15 protein-coding genes are annotated in these 18,948 nt (G+C 65.1%); 1 reads left to right on the top strand and 14 read right to left on the bottom strand.

Translation table 11 applies throughout. From position 1 onward, the window contains the following. Positions 1-46 precede the first annotated feature (46 nt). From ACQ4WR_RS00600 to ACQ4WR_RS00585, 4 genes are all read right to left on the bottom strand, one after another. Positions 47-2,419: a TonB-dependent receptor gene (locus ACQ4WR_RS00600; RefSeq protein ID WP_436484592.1), complete on the bottom strand. Its 2,373-nt coding sequence runs from the start codon at positions 2,417-2,419 to the stop codon at positions 47-49. Between the two features lie 222 nt (positions 2,420-2,641). Beyond that, on the bottom strand, positions 2,642-3,796 hold the full coding sequence (locus ACQ4WR_RS00595; RefSeq protein WP_436484590.1) for an LLM class flavin-dependent oxidoreductase: 1,155 nt from the start codon (positions 3,794-3,796) through the stop codon (positions 2,642-2,644). Between the two features lie 28 nt (positions 3,797-3,824). After that, positions 3,825-4,904, bottom strand: coding sequence for an LLM class flavin-dependent oxidoreductase (locus ACQ4WR_RS00590; protein ID WP_436484588.1), 1,080 nt, complete (start codon positions 4,902-4,904; stop codon positions 3,825-3,827). Between the two features lie 233 nt (positions 4,905-5,137). Beyond that, positions 5,138-6,346 carry a sigma-54 interaction domain-containing protein gene (locus tag ACQ4WR_RS00585; RefSeq protein ID WP_436484586.1) on the bottom strand — a complete coding sequence of 403 codons (1,209 nt, stop codon included), beginning with the start codon at positions 6,344-6,346 and terminating at the stop codon, positions 5,138-5,140. A gap of 179 nt (positions 6,347-6,525) precedes the next feature. Between ACQ4WR_RS00585 and ACQ4WR_RS00580 the strand changes: the two genes are divergently transcribed. Then, complete coding sequence (locus ACQ4WR_RS00580; RefSeq protein WP_436484584.1) at positions 6,526-7,863, top strand: LLM class flavin-dependent oxidoreductase; 1,338 nt, start codon at positions 6,526-6,528, stop codon at positions 7,861-7,863. A 3-nt stretch (positions 7,864-7,866) separates the two neighbouring features. On the opposite strand, the gene hmgA is transcribed toward ACQ4WR_RS00580, so the two are convergent. The 10 genes from hmgA to ACQ4WR_RS00530 all read right to left on the bottom strand — a co-directional run bounded on the left by hmgA (position 7,867) and on the right by ACQ4WR_RS00530 (position 18,834). Next, positions 7,867-9,168, bottom strand: a complete 1,302-nt coding sequence (gene hmgA / locus ACQ4WR_RS00575) for a homogentisate 1,2-dioxygenase (RefSeq protein ID WP_436484582.1) — start codon at positions 9,166-9,168, stop codon at positions 7,867-7,869. Next, positions 9,165-9,350 (bottom strand): hypothetical protein, encoded by a 186-nt coding sequence (locus tag ACQ4WR_RS00570; RefSeq protein ID WP_102293523.1) that lies wholly within the window; start codon positions 9,348-9,350, stop codon positions 9,165-9,167. Before ACQ4WR_RS00570 ends, hmgA begins: the two co-directional genes overlap by 4 nt. Continuing rightward, complete coding sequence (locus ACQ4WR_RS00565) at positions 9,347-11,119, bottom strand: FAD-dependent oxidoreductase (RefSeq protein WP_436484580.1); 1,773 nt, start codon at positions 11,117-11,119, stop codon at positions 9,347-9,349. The genes ACQ4WR_RS00570 and ACQ4WR_RS00565 overlap by 4 nt, the downstream gene beginning before the upstream one ends. A gap of 30 nt (positions 11,120-11,149) precedes the next feature. Then, on the bottom strand, positions 11,150-12,478 hold the full coding sequence (locus ACQ4WR_RS00560) for an MFS transporter (protein ID WP_436484578.1): 1,329 nt from the start codon (positions 12,476-12,478) through the stop codon (positions 11,150-11,152). A 175-nt stretch (positions 12,479-12,653) separates the two neighbouring features. After that, positions 12,654-13,472 (bottom strand): helix-turn-helix domain-containing protein, encoded by an 819-nt coding sequence (locus ACQ4WR_RS00555; protein WP_436484576.1) that lies wholly within the window; start codon positions 13,470-13,472, stop codon positions 12,654-12,656. Between the two features lie 9 nt (positions 13,473-13,481). Further along, positions 13,482-13,991, bottom strand: coding sequence for a peptide-methionine (S)-S-oxide reductase MsrA (msrA, locus tag ACQ4WR_RS00550; RefSeq protein ID WP_102293526.1), 510 nt, complete (start codon positions 13,989-13,991; stop codon positions 13,482-13,484). Between the two features lie 33 nt (positions 13,992-14,024). Then, positions 14,025-15,392, bottom strand: a complete 1,368-nt coding sequence (locus ACQ4WR_RS00545; RefSeq protein WP_436484574.1) for an MBL fold metallo-hydrolase — start codon at positions 15,390-15,392, stop codon at positions 14,025-14,027. Positions 15,393-15,535: 143 nt separating this feature from the next. Beyond that, a complete protein-coding gene (hemB, locus tag ACQ4WR_RS00540) occupies positions 15,536-16,510 on the bottom strand; it encodes a porphobilinogen synthase (protein WP_436484572.1) in 975 nt (324 codons plus the stop codon). 87 nt (positions 16,511-16,597) lie between these two features. Then, positions 16,598-17,557, bottom strand: a complete 960-nt coding sequence (locus ACQ4WR_RS00535; protein ID WP_436484570.1) for a VirK/YbjX family protein — start codon at positions 17,555-17,557, stop codon at positions 16,598-16,600. Positions 17,558-17,736: 179 nt separating this feature from the next. After that, positions 17,737-18,834, bottom strand: a complete 1,098-nt coding sequence (locus tag ACQ4WR_RS00530) for an acyltransferase family protein (RefSeq protein ID WP_436484568.1) — start codon at positions 18,832-18,834, stop codon at positions 17,737-17,739. Between the last annotated feature and the right edge of the window lie 114 nt (positions 18,835-18,948).

Genomic DNA, 18,948 nt, shown 5'->3' with positions numbered 1-18,948 from the left:
CAAAGGCCGGCGAGTACGCCGGCCTTTTCACATCAGTCAATCGCCATCAGAACTGCACCGTGTACGACGCCCCCACCGTGCGGCCCTGGCCGATGATGACGGTGTCGCCATTCACGGCGCCGGGCACGAAACTGGTCAGGGTGTGGTTGCGGTAAACCTTGTCGGCCAGGTTGTTCGCATACGCGGTGATCCGGTGCTTGCCGCCCGCGAGCACATACGACAGGCGCGCGTTGGCCAGCGCGAAGCCGCCCTGGTTCAGCAAGTCGCGCGCGGCGCTTTGCGGGTCGACATAGTAGAACTGTTTCGACGTGTAGCGCACGTCGCCGCTGAAGACCAGTTGCGCGCCATTGCCCAGCGGGTAGCGGTAGTCGGCCGCCAGCAAGGCCGTCACGTGAGGCGAGCGCACGAATTCATTGCCGGAGCGGTCGCCGCCATTGTTCTGGATGGCGAAATCGTCGAATTCCGTGCGCAGCAGGCCGATATTGGCGTTGATGTGCAGGTTGTCCGTCGGCTGCGCTTCGATCTCGAATTCCGCGCCATTCACGTGTGCCTTGCGCACGTTCTGCAGGTAATTGACGCTTTGCGTGGGGTCGCCGTTGTACACGCCCGTGATATTGACTTGCACGTTCTTGTAGTCATAATGAAAAACGTTGGCATTGAAGTTCAGGCGTCCGTCCAGCCATTCCGACTTGATGCCCGCTTCGAAGGAGTTCAGGGTTTCGGGCTTGACCGTATTGAGCGCCCGCACGTCCGTCGCGCTGGTGTTGTAGCCGCCCGACTTGATGCCGTGCGCGTATTTCAGATAGCCGCGCAGGGTGCGGCTGAAACGGTATTCCGGCGTCACATCGTAGGTCAGCGCATTCCAGGTCGTTGACGGCTTCGACGTGAAGTTGTTGTTGGCGACCGAGGCGGCCGTGTAATTGCCGCCCTGGACCGTGTTCCACCAGTTGGCCGGGTCGCCGAACGTCACCGTGTTCGATGCGGCCTGCACGCGCCGCAAGTCCAGGTCCTTGGTTTCCGTCGTCCAGCGCAGGCCGAACGTGGACAGGAACTGCTCGCTGAAGTTGACGGTGGTGCTGCCGAAGATGGCCGCGCTGCGCGCCTTGTGCTGATAAATGCTGCGGTTGTAGCCGACGGGTTGCGTGCTGCCCGCCAGCGCCGGCACCGTGCCGTTGGGCAGGCGCGCGCCGGCCGAATCGGAATCGATCTTTTCATTGAAGTAAAACAGACCAGCCACCCAGCTTACGGTGCCGTTCTGCGGCGACGTCAGGCGCAGCTCCTGCGACACTTGCCGGCTGCTGGCTTTTGAACGGCTGCGGCCCACTTCCAGCGGCGTGTTGTCGCTGTCACCCGTCGCTTCGTTCCTGAAATTTTCATAGCCGGTGATCGACGTCAGGGTCAGCTCGCCAAGTGCGTATTCCAGGTTCAGCTGCGCACCGCCCTGTTGTACGTCGCTGTCGGCCGGCGCGTTCGTGCTCACATCATCCGGGTTGGTACTGGGGATGTAGCCGTTGCGGTAGACGCCATTAGCGCCATAGCTGGCCACCGTGGTGGTGGCACCTTTGGTGGTGTAGTCGCGGTAATGCAGGTTCAGATTGGCCGTCAGGTCGCGGCCAATCAGCGCCTTGAGCTGGCCGCGAATGGCGCTGTCCTTGAGCTTTCCATCGCGCTCGCCCGTAAACTGATTGTGAAAGCGGCCCTTGTCCTGCTGCTCCGTGTGGAAGGACAAGCGCCCCGCCAGCACCTCGTCGACCAGCGCACCGCCGATGGCGCCTTCGGCCAGCTTGGTGTCGTAGCTGCCGTAGTCAAGCTTGGCGTAGCCGCTGGACTTGAACGAAGGCTTGCGCGAAATGACGTTGATGGCGCCGCCCGTCGTGTTCTTGCCCCACAGCGTGCCTTGCGGGCCACGCAGCACTTCCACCCGGTCCAGGTCGAAAAGGGGGAAACCCGTGGCGCTGGAATTGCTGATGTAGACATCGTCAAGGTAAAAGCCGACGGGGTTCGGGAAATCGATCTGCTGCTGGCCCGCGCCGACGCCGCGTATCCACCAGCGGGGGCGGCCATGCTGCTGCGTGCCGGCCGAGGCGTTCGGCACGTAGTTGAGGATTTCGCTGGCCGAACGCCCGATGCCCGTGTCGAGCAGTTCCTTGCCGCTCAGTACCGTGATCGCGCTGGGCACCTTCTGTGCCGATTCCTCGCGCTTTTGCGCCGTCACCGTCACCGATTGCAATGCGGCACCCTCGCCCCCGCCATTCGCGTCGGCCGTGGCGACGGCATCGGCGGCAGGCGTTTCGGCGCAAGCCAGACCGGGGGCAAGCAGCAGGCCGCCGATGGCAAAGGCCGAGCGCAGCGCGCGGCGCACTGGCGTCAAATGAAGAGGAGATGGGAAGAAGGCGGCGGGTGCAGTCGAACGGCGCATGGGTAATTATCCTTGAGTAAAGTCAAAACGCGAGATGGTGATGACTTACATTGCAAGGCGCATGCCCGCTGCCGCAGCGCAGCAAAAGAGAACTTAAGTGCTTGATTTCAAAGGAAGGCTATCATGTTGATAGTGCTGTTGATTTGGCAGCAGCGGCAGTGCCGCGTGCTGCCTGCGCGACAGCAGGCGGTGGTGCTGCTGTCGCGGCAACAGGTGTGAAGCTCAGGCGGCGCGCAACAACGCCGATGTATGCCCGCGCACCAGCGGCAGCACTTCTTCGCCTACGCGGTAGGCTTCTTCCAGGTGCGGCGTGCTGGCCAGGATGAAGGCGTCGGCGCCCAGTTGCACCAGTTCGTCCAGGCGTTCGGCCACCTGCTGGTAGCTGCCGACAATGCCCTGCGTCTGGCCGCCGCGCAGCAGGTTGAAGCCGGACCAGATGTTCGGCGCCGTGATCAAGTCCTTGTAGCTGTTCAAGGTGGTCGGACGGTTGTCCCGCTGGCGCGCCGCGCCCACCGAGTCGCCGCCATCGGTGCCGAGGAACTGGCGCAAGATAGCAGGGTCCACGGCGTCAAAACCCTTGCGCACTTCATCCCACGCTTCTTCTTCCGTGGCGCGGGCTACGATGTCGACGCGCACGGCGCACTTGATCTTGCGGCCCAAGAGCGCCGTTTTTTCATGCACGCGGGCGAATTTCTCGCGCAGCTGCTCGAACGGTTCCAGCCACGTCAGGTAGTAATCGGCATGCTTCGAGGCGGAACCGAGGGCCGCGTCGGAGGAGCCGGAAAAATAAATCTCGGGGAAATCCTGCTCCGACAGCGGTGTGGCCAGGCCCGCGTCTTCCACCTGATAGAACTTGCCCTGGTAGGAAAACGGCCCGCCGCGCCACACGCCGCGCACCACGTCGAGAAACTCGGTAGTGCGCGTGTAGCGGTCGTCGTGGCCGGCCGAATCCCCCCACCACAGCTGCGCCGGGCCGCCGCCGCCCGTGATCACGTTGTACAGGGCGCGGCCGCCCGTGGCCCGCTGCAGGCTGGCCGTCATGCGCGCGGCCACCACTGGGTTCAAAAAGCCGGGCTGGAACGGGATCATGAAGCGGAAGGTGCGCGTCTCGCGCGCCAGCAGCGCGGAGATGGCCCACGGTTCGTCCGTCATCGGGAAAGACGGTATCAGCCCGCCCTGGAAGCCCGATAATTCAGCGGCGCGGGCGATTTCCGCCAGGTAGTCGATATAGCTAAAACCGTCGGCGCCGCCGCCACCGAGGCCGGCCTGGCGCAGGTTGTCATTGCCGGGAAACCAGTCGCCGCGAAACGGCGTGCGGGCGCGGTGCGAACTCGGTTCGCCATGCGTGGGGATGCGCCAGAAAAAATCGATTGCCATGTAGTGGTACTCCTTCAAATTAGGGGATTCAGGCCGCTTGTCGTTGCGTGTTCAACGCTGCCCGCACCAGCGGCAGCACGTGTTCGCCGACGCGGTAGGCTTCCTCAAAATGGGGGATGGCTGCCAGCACGAAGCTGGAGACACCCGCCTGCGCGTAGGCTTCCAGCGCCGCAGCGACTTGCCCATAGCTGCCGACCAGGGCGCCGTGGGCACCCGTCTGCGCTTGCGCAAAGCCGGGCCAGAAGGCTGCGGCACCGGCATCGAATGGCGTATCGTCGGGCAATCCTGCCCCGCTGCGGTAGCGGCGTGCATCGCGCAGGGCTTCCTCGAAGGTTTCGCGGGCCAGCACGTCGATGCGCAAGCCCGCCGCCACGTCGTGGCCCAGCTGGCGCGCCTGCGCTTGCAGACTGTCGATGACAGGCTGCAGATCCGCCAGCGGCGCCGCGTCGAACACGTGCACGTCGGCCTGGCGCGCCGACAGGGCCAGCGCCTCCGGGCTGTCCCCCGTCAGATAGATGCTGTTGACGGGGTGGTTTGCCAGCGGCCCCTTGAAGCCGCCGTCCTGCACCTTGAAGAACTTGCCCTTGAAGCTGAACGGCGCGGTGTTCTGCACGCCGCGCGCCACCGTAATGAATTCATCGATGCGCGGCAAGATATCCGCATCCGGCGCGGCATCGCCCTGGCGCCGGCGCACCGTGGCATCGCCGCCGTGGCCGATCTGCCAGGCGAAACGTCCGCCCGTGAAGCGCTGGAAACTGACGGCGTTCTTCGCCGCGTACACGGCCGAACCCCAGGCCGCGTCGAATTCCGCGATCAGTTTCACATGCCGCGTGCTGCGCGCCAGAAACCCTGCGACGATCCAGCTTTCATCGCCCTGCGTATCGTGACGTATCTGGATGCCGTCGAAGCCGGAAAGGTCGGCCGCGCGGGCGATCTGGTGCAGGTAGTCGAAATAATTGAACGGCGGACGCGCGCCGCGCGGGTCGCTCACGCCCGCCTGCAAGGGACTGGGCGCGCCGGCAGCACGTTCGCCACGGCGCGTGATGCCGGGCGCCGCGTAGCGGCCGTCCCCGCCGGCGGGCAATTGCCAAATGAATTCGATGGTCATGCATGGACTCCTGTCGTGGGTCGAGAAAAAGGCCGCCGCGCATCGTGCGCAGCGATCTGCCCTTCTCTCCTCGCAGAAAACATGCCATGCGCAGCAGGCCCGCCAGCACCCTGCGCTGTTGATTTGGCAGCAATTGGCTGCACCCATGGCAGCAGCGTGCTGCGCGCGCAGCAGGCATAAAAAAACCGGAGCCCGCATCGCTGCGGGTCCGGCTGCACAAGGCGCAAGGGCGGCTAGTCGATGGCGCCCGCCTTTTTCAGGAAGGTGCGCAGGATGTTGCGGCTGACGTTCAGGTGTTTGGCCGTGCGCACCTGGTTACGCTCGTTGCGCTCCCACGCGGCGCGTACCAGTTCCTGCTGCAGGGCCTCGAATGCCACGACTTCACCCGAGTCGAGCAAGGCTTGCCAGGCGCGGGCGAAGCGCCCGGCGGCGAGCATATCACCCTGTACCGCCGCGCCATGAGTGGCATAAGCGATGTCGGCGCCGCCAGCCCAGGCGTCCGGTACGGGCACCGGGGCAGCAGCGGGTACGGCAACAGCAGACGAGAGCGGCGCGCGCTGCCAGCCCGACAAGCTCAAGTCCTCGGCCCGCACTTCGCCGCTGCGGCACACGAGCAGCGCGCGGTGGATGACGTTTTCCAGTTCGCGGATATTGCCCGGCCAGGGGTAGGCCAGCAAGGCTTGCTGCGCGTCCGGCCCCAGTTCCACCTCGCCCAGGTGCAATCGCTGCGCATAGATGGCCATGAAGTGGCGCGTCAGCGGCATGATGTCGCCCGGACGTTCGCGCAGGGGGCGCAGCGGCAGGCCGATCACCTGCAGCCGGTAATACAGGTCTTCGCGGAAGCGCCCCGCACGCACAGCTTCGGCCAGGTCCACATTGGTGGCGGCGATCAGGCGCACGTCGATGGGAATGGCGCGCCGCGCCCCCAGGCGCACCACTTCGCGCTCCTGCAGCACGCGCAGCAGCTTGACCTGCATCGCCAGCGGCAAGTCGCCGATTTCATCGAGAAACAGGGTGCCGCCACTGGCAGTCTCGAACCAGCCAGGTTTGCCCTGCTGGGCGCCCGTAAAAGCGCCTTTTTCATAGCCAAACAACTCGCTCTCGACCAGGGTTTCGGAAAATGCGCCGCAATTGATCGCCACAAAGGTCTGCTCGGCGCGCCCGCTCAAGCCGTGCACATGGCGCGCAATCAGTTCTTTTCCAGTCCCCGTTTCACCCGTGATCAGCACCGTCGCCTCGCTGGGCGCGATGCGTTCGATCAGCTCGTGCAGCTGGCGTGAGCGGGGGTCGGCAAAGACAAAGGCCGTGGCGCGCACCAGCAAGCTCATTTGCTGCGCGTCACGGAAGGCGACCAGCGCGCCGTCATCGCCGGCACTGGCGCCACGGGCAAGGTGGGCGCTGCGCGCGAAATCGCTGCTGAAGTTGTGGGCTAAGAGTTCCATGGGCCGACTATACCGCGCGCCATCTCCGGGCGTGAACGAATCGTGCCGCGCTAGCTTATCCGGATTTTGCATATGTGGCTGCGGCTCCGCTGCTGCTCCACTCCCGCTCCAGTGCTGGCCCGAAGCTTGCATATAAATAGGGAAACGCCATGTCGCCAACCCACCACGGAGCTTCTGCCATGCCAGCACGTCAGCTTGTCCTGAATGTTTTTTTACAACGCCACGGCCACCATCCGGCCGCCTGGCGCCATCCATCGGCCAGCGCCAGCGGGCGGCCCGACCTGGCCTGGTGGCTGCGCGCGGCCCAGCTGGCCGAGGCGGCCAAGTTCGACAGTTTCTTCATCGCCGACTTCATCGGCCGCGCCGGCGACGTCATGCCCGAGACAGGCCGCGCCGCCATCGGCCTGCCCTTCGAGCCCTTCACCCTGCTGTCGGCGATTGCCGCCGTCACCCGGCATATCGGCCTGATCGCCACCGTCAACACCAATTACGAACACCCGTACCACGTGGCACGCAAATTCAGTTCGCTCGACCACCTGAGCGGCGGGCGCGCAGGCTGGAACGTCGTATCCTCGTTCGGCGAACACACGGCGCGCAATTTCGGTATCGGTGAAGCACGCAGCCACGGGGAGCGCTATGCGCGCGCCGATGAGTTCGTCGCCTTGTCCAAGGCCTTGTGGGATAGCTGGGACGACGACGCCTTCGACCGGCCGGACCGCGCCAATGGCCAGTTTTACCAGCCGGCAGCGGGCCATCGGCTGGACTTCCGCGGAGATTACTTCGCCTCGCAAGGCTTGCTGGACTTGCCCCGCCCCGTGCAGGGCCACCCCGTGCTGGTCCAGGCGGGCAATTCCGAAACTGGCCGCGAATTTGCCGCGCGGGTGGCCGAGATGGTGTACTGCTCCGCTACCTCGCTGCCCGTGGCGCAGGCGTATTACGCGGACGTGAAGGGCCGCATGGCCAAATACGGCCGCGCCGAAGAGCAATTGAAGGTCACGCCGGGACTATCGGTGGTGGTGGCCGGATCGGACCAGCAGGCGCAAGACCAGTTCGGCGAGCTGCAAACGCTGGTCGACTTCAGCAAACTGGAATTTGGCGGCTTCGATTTGTCCGGCTACCCGCTCGATGGGCCGCTGCCCGACCTTCCCTACCAGGCGACAGAAAACGGCAAGGGACGTTTCCAGCAGCAGCTGGAGTTGGCCCGCCGCGACAATCTCACTTTGCGCCAGCTGGTGCTGCGCTTTCAGGTCGCGCGTGGCCATTTGCAAGCGATCGGCTCCGTCAAGACGGTGGCCGACCTGATGGAGCAGTGGTTCGTGGAACGGGGCGCCGACGGTTTCAATGTCGTGCCGCCGCTGCTGCCGCAAGGCTTCGAGGACTTTACGCGGCTGGTGGTGCCGGAACTGCAGCGGCGCGGCCTGTTCCGCACCGAATATGCCAGCAGCACCCTGCGCGGCCACCTGGGACTGGCGCGGCCCGCCAACCCGCATACGCTGGCGCGGGCACGGGCCGCCTAACCATTACTGCTGCGGATCGAAATGCTTGCGCAAGCCTTGCCAGCACTCGAAGTAATCCGTTTGCAGCAGGCCGCTGTTCATGGCGAACGGCGTGGGCTTGATGATGGTGCGCGTCTCGAACATGAAGGCCATGGTATCGCCCACTTTCACGGGCGTGGCCGTATCGCTGTGCGATGCCTTCTCGAACGTCTGCGCATCGGGGCCGTGGCCGGACATGCAATTGTGCAGGCTGGCGCCGCCCGGCACGAAGCCGGCCGCCTTGGCGTCGTACACGCCGTGGATCAGTCCCATGAATTCGCTGGCCACGTTGCGGTGGAACCAGGGCGGCCTGAACGTGTGCTCGGCCGCCAGCCAGCGCGGCGGGAAGATGGCGAAGTCGATGGCGCCGAACAGGGGATTTTCGCTGGGCGCCTGCAGCACGAGGAAGATCGACGGGTCGGGATGGTCGTAGCTGATCGAGCCGATGGTATTGAAGCGGCGCAGATCGTATTTATACGGCGCGTAATTGCCATGCCAGGCCACCACGTCCAGCGGCGAATGGTCGAGGGTCGTGCGCCACAGGTGGCCGCCGAACTTGGCCAGCAGTTCGCATGCGCCGTCGATATCCTCGTAGGCCGCGTGCGGCGTGAGGAAGTCGCGGCTGTTGGCCAGGCCGTTCGAGCCGATGGGGCCCATGTCCGGCAGGCGAAAGGCCGTGCCGAAGTTTTCGCACACATAGCCGCGCGCCGCGCCATCGGGCAGGGTCACGCGGAAACGCACGCCGCGGGGGATCACGGCGATTTCCTGCGGCTCCAGCTCGATCAGGCCCAGTTCCGTGGCGATCGCCAGCCTGCCCTCCTGCGGCACCACCAGCAGTTCGCCATCGGCCGAGTAAAAGTAGCGCTGCATGGAACGGTTGGCGGCATACACGTGGATGGCGCAGCCGCTCATCGCTTCCGCGCTGCCATTGCCCGCCATGGTGTGCCAGCCATCGATGAAGTCGACCGGCGTGGCACTGTCGGGCAGCGGCAGCGGGTTCCAGCGCAGCTGGTTTGGCGGCGTCGGCGGCATGGCATGGAAATCGCTGGCGATGCGCGTGTTGTCGGCCAGCGTGAATGGCGGATGCTGGCTGGCGGGGCGGATGCGGTACAGCCACGAGCGCCGGTTCTGTGCGCGCGGCGCCGTGAAGGCCGTGCCCGACAATTGTTCCGCATACAGGCCCAATGGTGCCTGCTGCGGCGAATTCTGCCCCTGCGGCAAGGCGCCGGGCACGGCTTCCGTGGCAAATTCGTTGCCGAAGCCGCTCTGGTAGCCCGCGCCTATCATGCCCGCTCCGCCAGGCCGTCGGCCGCGTCGCGCAGCAAGCATTGCACCACGTCAGCCTTGCCGATGGCGCCCATGGCCAGCAGGGCAAAGCGGGCCAGGAACAGGGGTGAACGCTGCTCGCCCAGGCCGCCCATGGTGTGGCACAGCTCGGTGTAAAGATTATCCAGTTCGATGTCGGTCATGCTGCCTCCTTAATAACTTTTATTAATCCGCTGCGCAAAGTGCCGGGGTCAGACCCGCCGGGGGGGCACGCCCCAATGGGGCATGTCCCGATCCCGAAGGGACTGACCCCGGATTTAGCCAGCGCTGCCGCCACCTGCCCCGCCTGCACCTGCCGCCAGCGCCCAAGCACGTGCCCGTCCGGGCGCACCAGGTAATAGCTGCCGGGCTGCGCATCAAACAGTGAGAATACCTGCGCCGTGTGGTCCCAGGCGCCCTCTTGCGCTCCGCTGCGGGCGATCGCCACGGTCGTCAGTGGCAATGCATCGCCCAGCGCCAGCAGTTCGGCTGGCACGGCGCCGTCCTCGCTAAAGTACAGGCCCGTGAAATCGCCATCCGGGCGTTTCAGCAAATCGGTAATATACCCCGCCTGCTGCGCGCCGTCTTGCAACAGCGCCAGCGGGCACTCGGGCAAGACCGTGCCCGGCGCGGGTCCGGCGGCGAAGGTCTCGCTATCGGCCACATTCAGGGCCGATAGCGCATACGCGATGGCGCTCGTCTGGCGCGGGTTGATCAGCGAGCGCACCTGTGCATGCTTGCCCGCCAGGCCCAGCACGGCTGTGCGCATCAGCTCGAAGGCAAACGTGGGCGGCGCCATGAATTCCGTGCTTTTGCTGCCGTGGCGCAGGTTTTCATGGGCAGCGAATACGCGCTCGTCGGAATAGCTGTCTAGCAAGCCGTGCGGCGCCTGGCCCTTGACCACGTACGCGAGCTTCCAGGCCAGGTTGTCCGCGTCGTCGATGCCCGAGTTCGCCCCCCGCACGCCAAAGATGGGGACCAGATGGGCCGCGTCGCCGGCGAACAGCACACGGCCGTGCCGGTATTTCTCCAGGGTCAGCGCGTTGGCTTTGTAGATGGTGATCCACACGGGATGCCACGGCTGTGTTTCCCCCATCATGGCCAGCAGGCTGTCGACGCGGGGCGCCACGTTTTCCAGCAGCACGGCCGCCTGCGCATCCTCGTCGTCGCGCAGCTGGTAATCGATGCGCCAGATGTCGTCCGGCTGCTTGTGCACCAGCACGGTCGAGCCGGGATTCGACGGCGGGTCGAAATACGCGAGGCGCTCCGTCGGGCGCGCGCTCTTCAGGTGGATGTCGACGATGACATAGCGCCCTTCATAGCTGGTGCCCTGCAGTTTGAGGCCCAGCGCCTCGCGCACCACGCTGCGCCCGCCATCGGCCGCCACCAGCCAGTCCGTCTCGATCTGGTAGGTCTGCTCCGGCGTGGCCAGGCTGACCGTGGCGCCATCGGCGCGCTGCGCCACGCCGGTCACGCGCGTCTGCCAGCGGATATCGATCAGCCCGGGCTGGCGTTCGGCCGCGTCGAGCAGGAATTGCTCGATATGGTATTGCGCCAGGTTGACCATCGGCGGCAGCTTCTGGTTCGCGTCCTGCGGCATGCTGAAATGCAGCACTTCTTCTTCGCGGTAAAAGCTGCGTCCGCCTGCCCACGGCAAGCCCTTTGCCAGGAAGCCGTCAAGCGCGCCCAGGCGTTCGATGATTTCCAGGCTGCGCCGCGAGATGCAGATGGCGCGGCTGCCTGTGCAGACGCCATCGTCCGCTTCGATCAGCACCGAGCGCACGCCGTGGCGGGCCAGGCCCAGGGCCGTGGCCAGGCCCACCGGGCCGCCGCCGACAATCAGCACGGGCACGTGCTGCGTGGCGGCGCCGGCCGGTTTGCCGGGCGGATAAACCTTCGGCACATGGGGATAAGGGTGAAATGTAGCGCTCATGATGGTTCCTTTCGACAATATTCGACTAGCTTATTTGCCGCTGCGCGCGATGGGCAGGGTCAGCACGATGGCCGCGCCCGCCACCAGCAGCACGCTGGCATACAGCAGGCCGGTGGAAAAGCTGTGTGTCAAATCCTTCAGCCAGCCCACCACGACAGGGTTCAGCGCCGAGCCGATATTGCCCGTCGCGTTGATGACAGCGATGCCGATGGCGCGCGCACCCAGGCTCAGGGCACGGTCCGGCGTGGTCCAGAAGACGGACATGGCGGTATAGGCGCCCGTCGAGGCCATGCACACGCCCAGCAGCTGCAGCACGGGATTGCCGGAATATGCGGTCAACAGCCAGCCAAAGACGGACAGCAGCATGGGCCAGACGATGTGCCAGCGGCGCTCCTGCAGGCGGTCCGAACGGCGGCCCCACACGATCATGCCAATGACGGTGCACACTTGCGGGATGGCCGCCAGCAAGCCGATCTGCGTGTTGCTGGCGGTGCTGTTAAAACTTTTGACGATCAGCGGCGTCCACACGGCCACCATCGCCAGGGTGTTCACCAGGCAAAAATAGGCGATGCCGAACTTCAATACCGTGGGCGACAGCATTTCCGCCAGCACAGAGACCTTTTGCTGTGGCGCGTCCTGCGCCGCAACCGGCTTGTGCTCGGCGGCCAGCATGCGCGCCAGCACCTGCTGCTCCAGCTTGCTCAGCCAGTTCGCCTTGTTGGGAGAATCGTCGAGGTAGCCATACACGGCCAGGCCCAGGAATACAGACGGCATGCCTTCGAGCAGGAACAGCCATTGCCAGCCTTTCAAGCCCCAGTGGCCATCGAGACCCAGGATCAGGCCCGACAGGGCCGAACCGATGGCGGCCGTCACGGGCATGGCGATCATGAACAGGGCATTGGCGCGCGCGCGGTAGGCGCTGGGAAACCAGTATGTCAGGTACAGCAGCATGCCGGGCAGAAAACCCGCCTCCGTCACGCCCACCAGGAAGCGCAGCGCATACAGGCTGGCCGGGCCGCTGGCGAACAGGGTCGCCGTCGAGGCCAGGCCCCAGGCAATCATCATGCTGCCTATCCATTTGCGGGCGCCAATGCGCGCCAGCACGATGTTGCTGGGAATGCTGCAGGCGATGTAGGCGATATAAAACAGGGTGGTGGCAAAGCCGAACTGGGTGCCAGACAGGCCCAGGTCCTGCATCATGGTCAGGCCGGCGAAGCCGATGTTGATGCGGTCCAGGAAGGAAAACACGAACAGCAGGAACAGAAATCCCAGCAGATGGCGCGATACCTTGCGCATTACCTGCTGTTCCAGTTGGTAGGCGGCCGCGTCGGGAGCGGGCGCAGTGGTGGCGATGGTCATGCTGGTCTCCATAAGGTGTCGCCCTCCCCTTGCTGTTTTTATTGGGTGAGAGCGGCCGGGTGATCCCGGCTTGAAACACAGTATGCAGACGGCGGTGCCGGCGGCTGTCCCCATTTTGGGGACATTTTGCGGGCAAAACAGTCAAAAAGGCGCAGTCGTCGCTACGCCAAAGGAACTAGGCCGGTGCTGGCGCCATGCATAGCGCAAACAGCTGCCGCTGGCTGGAAACGCCCAGGCGCTTGTACGCGCGCTTCTGATAGGTAATCACGCTCGATGGCTGCACGCCCATGATGTCGGCGATCTCGGCTGCGGTGAGGCCTTCGAGCACGCAACGCAGCACATCGAGTTCGCGCTTGCTCAGGGCGGGACAATGCTGGCGCAGCCGTGCCAGCATCATCGGTGCGACCCCTTGCGTCGCCTGCCCCTTCAAGCCGTAGTGGTGCTTGACGGCATGCGCAAACAGCGGCGACAGCGTTTCAATGGCGGCGATCTCGCCGGGCTGAAACTGGCCCTGGCTGCTATCGCGGTAAAAATTGACGGACAGCCAGATATCGCCGGCCGGCTGCACCAGCAGCGATAGCCGGTCCGAAACATTCGGTTTTTGATAGCAGGCGGCGCGGTAGCCGGGATGGTCGATCTCGTCGCTCGCTTGCTGGTGCAAGACGATGGCGGGATCGATTTTCAGCCCCGGCACCGGCGCGATCACGCGCTGGTTGCCATCGAGCGCGTAATAGTGGCGCGCGTAGCTCTCGGCAATATCTTGCAAAAAACGTCCGCCGCGCCGGTCGGCCACGGCCACCGTGCGGGGCCGGTTGCCGAATTCATAGGCAAAGATGGTGCACTGGGCAATGGGCGCGGCCGTGCTGACCGTCTTCAGGATGGCCCCGGCGACGGCATTCACGTCCGCATGGCCGATGGCGGCCATCAGCTCCAGGGTACGCCCGAAGTCCAGCTGCCCTTCCGCAGGCCGCCGTTCGACGCGCCAGTAACGCATGCCTGCTCCTTATTGCGCGCGCTGCGGCAAGACCCAGTCCGGCCGGATGTAATGGCAGGTGTAGCCGTGCGGCAAGCGCTGCAGATAATCCTGGTGCTCGGGTTCCGCTTCCCAGAACGGGCCGGCCGGCGCCACTTCCGTCACCACCTTGCCGGGCCACAGGCCGGAAGCGTCGACATCGCGGATGGTGTCTTCGGCCACGCGCTTCTGCGCGTCGCTGGTGTAGTAGATGGCCGAACGGTAGCTGGTGCCGCGGTCGTTGCCCTGGCGGTTTTCCGTGCTCGGGTCATGGATCTGGAAGAAAAATTCCAGGATCTTGCGGTAGCTGATGGTTTGCGGGTCGAAGACGATCTCGATCGCTTCCGCATGCGTGCCGTGGTTGCGGTAGGTGGCATTGGCCACGTCGCCGCCGCTGTAGCCCACGCGCGTGGCGATCACGCCCGGATAGCGACGCAACAGGTCTTGCACGCCCCAGAAGCAGCCGCCGGCCAGGATCGCGGTCTCGTTGTCATGTGCCATGGTGTCTTTCCCCTTGATTCAGAAGCAGCTATCTTACCGCGTCGCGCCATTTCCTTCAGGGCGGGCCACAAGCCGCTGCAGCTGCGCCGCCTGGTAGGCGCCGATGGCGTCGTTGAACAGGCAGCGGATCAGCGGGTCGTCAACGATGTCGGCCTCTTCCAGTTCGGCACGCGTGGCGGCGTCGAAATCGCCATCGTTGATGCGCATGTACATCGACGTCAGCGATTCGCCCAGCACCAGCGCCGCATGGCATTTCACCAGCGGCACCTCGGTGCTCCATCCTGGCGCCTCCCCCGTGTCCGGCACGAGGTCGATCAAGTCGCCATGCGTGCGGTAGTGCAGGACGGTGGCCGCGCCGTCGTGGCCGTACAGGGCCAGGCGCCACAGGCGCGGTGGCTGGAAGTAGCTGTCGTCCGGCAGCTCCATGGCGCGGTAGCGTTCGAGCAAGCCATGACGGCAAAAGTCCAGCACCAGCGCCGTGTCGGCCTCGCTCAAGGGCGCGAAATGGCGGGCGATATCGGCCGTGGCCGGCGGCGGCGCGTCCGGCCGGTAGTCGAAATCGACATCCTGCGGCCCCACGGGAATGACCCATGGCAGCGGCGCGGCCGGTGTGATGCTGTGCGCATCGAGCAGCACGGCCGTGCCAGGATCGAGACGGAAGATGTGCGCCTCGGGCAGGGCCTTGCCGATTTCCTCGGCAAAGCGCCGGTAGCTGATCGGGAACATCGCATGGTTGTACCAGGACCAGTCTTCCTGCACGAACTGGCAGGAGCTGGGCACGAGGTAACGGGGCGCCAGCGCGCGCAGCTGCGGCACCCAGTCGTCCGGCAATTCCACCGGGCCGCGCGTTGCCAGCGACGGCGCGATGACGGCGACCTCGCGCATGGTCTGGAATGGCCACAGCACCATGTCCCACGGTCCCAGGGCGGCCAGCTGCTCCAGGGTCTCGGGGCCGATCCAGGAATCGACCACGTTAAGCACATGCATGCCCGCCGCGCGCACCTGGAACAGCGAATCGACATCGTCATCGAGCGCCCGGCGCGGCGTCACCTCGATGGCGCCCACGCGCACCGGCGCGTCAACGTGCAGCCGCTGCACCTGCGTAAACCCCAGCGCGCGCAGCATCGCGAACAGTTCGTCGAAGACGCAGTACAGATAGATCGGCGTGGCGCGGTCCAGCACATCAAGGCTGTCGAGCGAGCAGTGGTCGTCGTGGAAGTGCGAGATGAAGACGGCATCCCAGCGCAGCCGGCGCACGGCATCGAGGTCGAAACGCACGGCCGGAAACGCGTGGCAGTTGCGGCTGAACGGATTTTCAACGATGGGATCAAAGGCGATGGCCGTGCCTTCGCATTCGAAGACATAGCCGGCGTGCAGGATGCGGGAGATTTTCAGGGGCATGTGGAAGCTGAATAAACCCAACGGCAAGTGCTGGGGTAAGAAGGACGCCATTGTTCGCTTAAATTCCGGGGTCAGACCCGGCGGGTCTGACCCCGGCTCCTGCTTTTGGGGTAAAGATAAGCACTGACTTGACGGGGAAATGTTTAATACGGATTATTCAGCACATCCATCGCAAAATACGTAAAGATCATGTCCGCGCCCGCGCGCTTGATGGCGCCCAGGGTTTCCTGCACCACGCGGCGCTCGTCGATGGCGCCGGCCTGCGCGGCGAACTTGATCATCGCGTATTCGCCGCTGACCTGGTAGGCGCCGATCGGCAGGCGCGTCACTTCGCGCAGGTCGCGGATGATGTCCAGGTAGGCGCCGGCCGGCTTGACCATCAGCGCGTCGGCGCCTTCGCCTTCGTCGATCAGCGATTCGCGGATCGCTTCGCGGCGGTTCATCGGGTCCATCTGGTAGGTCTTGCGGTCGCCCTTCAGGGTGCTGCCGGCGGCGTCGCGGAACGGGCCATACAGGCCGGAAGCGAACTTGGTCGAATACGCCATCACGGGCGTGTCCTGGAAACCGGCCGCGTCGAGCGCGCTGCGGATGGCCGCCACCTGGCCATCCATGGCGGCAGACGGGGCGATGATGTCGGCGCCCGCCTGTGCCGCGATGACGGCCTGCTTGCCCAGGTTCAGCACCGTGCTGTCATTGTCGACCGTGTCGCCATGCAGGATGCCGCAATGGCCGTGGTCCGTGTATTCGCAGAAGCAGGTGTCGGACATGACCACCATTTCCGGCACGGCGTCCTTGATGATGCGCGACATGCGCGCCACCAGGCCGTCCGGGTTCAGGGTGTCCGTGCCGTGGCTATCCTTGTGGTGCGAAATGCCGAAGGTCATGACGGAACGCAGGCCGGCGCGCGCATAGCGTTCCACTTCCTGCGCCAGCTTCGCTTCGGGAATGCGGCGCACGCCGGGCATGGAGGTGATGTCGATGAAATCGCTGGCGCCTTCGTCGACGAAGATCGGCAAGACCAGGTCGCGCGGGTTGATCTCGGTCTCGCGGAAGAGCTCGCGCAGTTGCGGGGTCGCGCGCAGGCGGCGCATGCGCGAAGTGGGGAATTGTGCTGGCATGGTAACTGGCTTCAGGTTAAGGACGCCCGCAAGTATACGCCGATCAAGGCGCTTGCGCAGGGCCGCCCGGCAAAAAAGCCGCCCAGGTCAAGAAACGCCGGCCCGCAGCGGCGCCCGATGGCCATGCGGCGCCACCGCCGGCTGGTTCAGCAAGGCAGCCAGTTGCCGCCGCATGTCGGCCGCCAGCTGCACCAGCATGGCGCCGCGGCGTCGCGCATCGGCGCGTTTCTTCGACGGCAGCAGCTGCAGATCCGGCATGCGGCATGGCCCGCACGGCAGCCGGTAATTGCCGTCGCTGGTGGGCAGCGCATGCAGCTCCTGCCAGGCCTGGTCATAATCGCAGGAGATGTGGCGGCGCCGGCGCCAGTTCAGCGCGATGCGGTTGGCATTGCTGACCAGGCCAAGGTGGTCGCAGCCAAAAAAATCGCCGAGGTCGCGCAAGGCGGCCACCATCAGGTTTTTCGGCCGGCAGCCGTGCAGCGCCCGCGTGGCATCGCGCACGGCCTGCGCGCCGGCGGGCGAACGCAAGCCCTGCAGCGCGCCCAGCGCAATGGCCACGCCGCCAGCCTGGCCAGGCTGCGGGCGGAACAGGAAGCTGGCCAGGTACAGCGGCACGCCGTCGCGCGTCAGGCGCAAACACAGTTCGCCCTCGCGGTGGCTGTCGTGGAGGGCCGTCAGCTGCAGGCGGTAGGTGGCGCCATCCTTGCCCTCGATGCTGGCCAGCACCAGGGCGCGGCGCGCCACGTACTCCACCAGCGGCCGCGCACCCGCCTGCCACAGGAAGCGGTAATGCCCGCGCAGCAGGTCCACCCTGGCCGCGCAGCCAAGGCGGCGGTTCGCGTAGGGCCGGTAGATTTTATACAGCAGGCTGGGATGGTCTTGCGCCAGCGCCGCCAGGCCCGGCGTGGCGGCGATGAAGGCCTGCCAGCGCGCGCGCTGCACGGGAAAGACCAGCGCGCCCAGCGCGGCCTTGAGACGGTGGCCATGCTGGCGCGAAGGCGGCTGCGGCAGCGCTGCGGGTTCCCCGGTGACGGTAAAAGTAGGCATGCGAACGGCTCTGGGACGGATCTGGCAAACAAGACGCGACCGTGGCCGCGGACTGCCCGGCGCAGGCGGCTGCACGCATGCAGCCGCTCTGCGACGGGTAGAGCGGATGATAGGGTGAGGTGTCGAGGAAGGGGGTTACAAGTTGGTAATGTGCCGGCAAGCGGGCGGGCGCCGGGCATTTACGTGGGGGTGACCTGCCCCAGGACCACGGGCCGCCGGCCGTAGCGCTGCACCAGCCAGCGCCGCGCCGGCACTTCCAGCAGACGGTAGCTGAGGCTGCTGGCGATGATCAGCACGAAGCCGAACACGCCCGCCTTGAGCAGCACGGACAGCAAATCGGTACCGGGAAATGCCAGGCGCAGCGGCTTTTGCAGCAGCAGCGACAGCGGGATGTGCAGCAGGTAGACGGCATACGAAATATCGCCGAGGAACGCCGACACCCTGCCCTCCAGCAAGGCCGGACGCCAGCGCGCGCACAGCCAGATCAGCATCGGCAGCACGCCCATGACGGTCAACGCCAGCGGTGCCACCCTGTCCACGCCGCCATGCAGGGCGATGGCGCCCAGCGCCAGGGCCGTCAGCAAGGCAAAGTACAGCATGATGCGCGGATCTTTCCTGCATTGAAACAGCAGCACCCCGCCGGAAAAGCCCATCACGCCGCGAAGCATGCCTTCCAGCAAGTCGCTATTATTAAAGCCGTACAAATACCGCCCCAGGTACACAGCCATGCCCCACAGGACGATGTACGAAACGAGGTGCAGCGCGAATTTTCGGCCCAGGCTGCGCAAGCCCTGGCGCACGGCGTAGTACCACAGGACATTGAGGACGACCTCGACAAAAATGCTCCAGCCCGGGTGGTTCAGGGGGAAGCCCAGGCCATCGTCGTTGAACAGGCACGGCAGCATCAAGGCATTCGGCAGCACGCAGCGCAACTCGGCAATGCCTTCGCCCTTGCCGAACCATATTTTCGACAGGAAGACCAGGAAGATCAGCGCCAGGGCAACGATGTACAAGGGATACAGACGGGCCAGGCGGTTGAGGAAGAAGGCGTGCGCCGGCAAGCCCCGGGCGATACGGTCCTCATAGCTGTAGGCCATGACCCAGCCGGACAGCAGGAAGAAAAAGTCCACGGCAAGGTCGGCATGCGGAATCGCGACGCCAAACAATCCGGGCAGGTGGTAGACGGCCACAACGATGGCGGCAATTCCCCGCAAACCGTCGAGCGAGACGATACGCGTGCTTGTGACGCCCTGTCCTTTGTTGCCTGCAGCAAGCATGTCACGGCCCTGTCAGTTGAAAGAGAATGGCAACGATAAACAGCCTGGCAACGGACGCATGGCAATGAAGAAAATGCACGCGGCACAGGCGATAACAGTGCCAAAAATGCATTA

The organism is Janthinobacterium amylolyticum (assembly GCF_051380655.1).
Classification (GTDB): Bacteria; Pseudomonadota; Gammaproteobacteria; order Burkholderiales; family Burkholderiaceae_D; genus Janthinobacterium.
Note: the sequence above shows the minus strand (reverse complement) of the source record. Positions and strands in the feature narration are given on the sequence as shown.

Excerpts from the sequence above, each read along its gene's own strand:
- ACQ4WR_RS00560 (WP_436484578.1), bottom strand. The coding sequence starts at position 12,478 with ATGACCATCGCCACCACTGCGCCCGCTCCCGACGCGGCCGCCTACCAA.
- ACQ4WR_RS00530 (WP_436484568.1), bottom strand. The coding sequence starts at position 18,834 with ATGCTTGCTGCAGGCAACAAAGGACAGGGCGTCACAAGCACGCGTATC.
- ACQ4WR_RS00545 (WP_436484574.1), bottom strand. The coding sequence starts at position 15,392 with ATGCCCCTGAAAATCTCCCGCATCCTGCACGCCGGCTATGTCTTCGAA.
- ACQ4WR_RS00580 (WP_436484584.1), top strand. The coding sequence starts at position 6,526 with ATGCCAGCACGTCAGCTTGTCCTGAATGTTTTTTTACAACGCCACGGC.
- ACQ4WR_RS00600 (WP_436484592.1), bottom strand. The coding sequence starts at position 2,419 with ATGCGCCGTTCGACTGCACCCGCCGCCTTCTTCCCATCTCCTCTTCAT.
- ACQ4WR_RS00585 (WP_436484586.1), bottom strand. The coding sequence starts at position 6,346 with ATGGAACTCTTAGCCCACAACTTCAGCAGCGATTTCGCGCGCAGCGCC.
- hmgA (WP_436484582.1), bottom strand. The coding sequence starts at position 9,168 with ATGATAGGCGCGGGCTACCAGAGCGGCTTCGGCAACGAATTTGCCACG.
- ACQ4WR_RS00535 (WP_436484570.1), bottom strand. The coding sequence starts at position 17,557 with ATGCCTACTTTTACCGTCACCGGGGAACCCGCAGCGCTGCCGCAGCCG.
- ACQ4WR_RS00565 (WP_436484580.1), bottom strand. The coding sequence starts at position 11,119 with ATGAGCGCTACATTTCACCCTTATCCCCATGTGCCGAAGGTTTATCCG.
- ACQ4WR_RS00590 (WP_436484588.1), bottom strand. The coding sequence starts at position 4,904 with ATGACCATCGAATTCATTTGGCAATTGCCCGCCGGCGGGGACGGCCGC.
- ACQ4WR_RS00570 (WP_102293523.1), bottom strand. The coding sequence starts at position 9,350 with ATGACCGACATCGAACTGGATAATCTTTACACCGAGCTGTGCCACACC.
- ACQ4WR_RS00595 (WP_436484590.1), bottom strand. The coding sequence starts at position 3,796 with ATGGCAATCGATTTTTTCTGGCGCATCCCCACGCATGGCGAACCGAGT.
- ACQ4WR_RS00555 (WP_436484576.1), bottom strand. The coding sequence starts at position 13,472 with ATGCGTTACTGGCGCGTCGAACGGCGGCCTGCGGAAGGGCAGCTGGAC.
- hemB (WP_436484572.1), bottom strand. The coding sequence starts at position 16,510 with ATGCCAGCACAATTCCCCACTTCGCGCATGCGCCGCCTGCGCGCGACC.
- msrA (WP_102293526.1), bottom strand. The coding sequence starts at position 13,991 with ATGGCACATGACAACGAGACCGCGATCCTGGCCGGCGGCTGCTTCTGG.